Annotated in this window: 1 protein-coding gene; it reads right to left on the reverse strand. The window is 67.6% G+C overall.

Annotated features, from left to right (window positions below; genetic code table 11):
• Positions 1-19: 19 nt before the first annotated feature.
• Positions 20-1,282 (reverse strand): ISL3 family transposase, encoded by a 1,263-nt coding sequence (locus V6U81_RS29030; protein WP_334494236.1) that lies wholly within the window; start codon positions 1,280-1,282, stop codon positions 20-22.
• Positions 1,283-1,397 lie beyond the last annotated feature (115 nt).

Raw genomic sequence — 1,397 nt, forward strand, 5'->3', positions numbered from 1 at the left:
GGATGTGTGGGTCGGGTGGTCATCGGCGGGGTAGTTCGGGTCGGTGGCCGCCGAGGCTGAGCATGGCCAGGGCGATGAGGGCGTCGGGTGAGTGGAACCCGAAGGCCATCCGGGTGATCAGTCTGATCTTGGCGTTGACGGACTCGATCCGGCCGTTGGACATGCCGTGTTCGATGGACGCGAGGATGGCGTGGCGGTGGCGCATGACGCGTCGTTGCAGGTCGATGAAGATGTCGATGCGGCTGCGGCGGGCCCAGCCGATCCACCGGTCGAGTGCTTCGACGGCGGCGATGGGGCTGGTTTTGGCGATCGTGAACACACAGCGCAGGCCCTCTTTCAATGCCCATGCTCGATACAGGCGGGGGTGGGTCTTAGCGATCCAGTCGAGCTTGGCCTGTTGACCCTTGGTCAGGTTTTCCGGGTTCTTCCACAACGCCCAGCGGGTGTTCTTCAACATCCGGGCCTCACCGATGGCGACGCCTCGACGGCCGGCCCGTCGACCGGTGGCCTCGTTCCACACCTGCCGGCGAACCCGATCGACGGCGTCGGTGGCCCAGGCGACGACGTGGAACGGGTCGGCGCAGCGGATCGCATTCGGGCACCGACGGCGGATGACCGTGGTGATCCAATCGGCGCCGTCGGCGGACACGTGGGTGATGGCCGCGGCCCGCTGCGGACCGAGCAGGTCGAAGAACGCCTCCAGTGTCGCCGCGCTCTTGCCCGGCGCGGCCCAGACCAACCGGCCGGTGTCGTGATCGACCACCACAGTCAGATAGCGGTGGCCCTTCTTGTAGCTGACCTCGTCGATACCGATACGACGCAACCCGTCATACCGGTCCTGGAGACCACCGGTATCGGCCCACACCCGCGCCACGATCGACCCCACGGTGCGCCAACTGATCCGCATCAATTGCGACACCGCCGACTTCGCCGCGTGCACCGCCAGCCACGCCACCGTCGCGTCGAACGCCCGCGTATGCCCTGCCCCGTGCCGCGCCCACGGCACCGCCGCGACCACCACCCCGTGCACCGGACACGACACCCGAGGCGCGTCCGCCTCGATCACCGCCCGCACCACGCCCAGATCCAACGCCCGCCACCGACGACGAACACCAGCGTCATAGCGGGCACACCGCCGCCCGCAATGCGGACACCGCCGCCGGGCGCCCTTACGCACCCGCACCCGAGCCACCAGCAACGACTCGTCCGGATCGAACTCGACACCCTCCACGACCGCCTGCTCGACCCCGAGCAGCCCAGCCCATACCCTGGCAGAACGCATGCCGTTGCTCCGTCACCGAGTTTTCGTACTTTCGCAGGTCGAAAACCCAACGGAACAACGGCATGCGCCGTCACCGGCCCCCACCACAACCCACTAACCCGTCACAAGACCCATA

The sequence above is a fragment of the Micromonospora lacuserhaii genome (assembly GCF_036902735.1).
Lineage (GTDB): Bacteria > Actinomycetota > Actinomycetes > Mycobacteriales > Micromonosporaceae > Micromonospora.

Bases quoted from the DNA above. Each gene is read 5' to 3' on its own strand.
- V6U81_RS29030 (WP_334494236.1), bottom strand. From the start codon at position 1,282: ATGCGTTCTGCCAGGGTATGGGCTGGGCTGCTCGGGGTCGAGCAGGCG.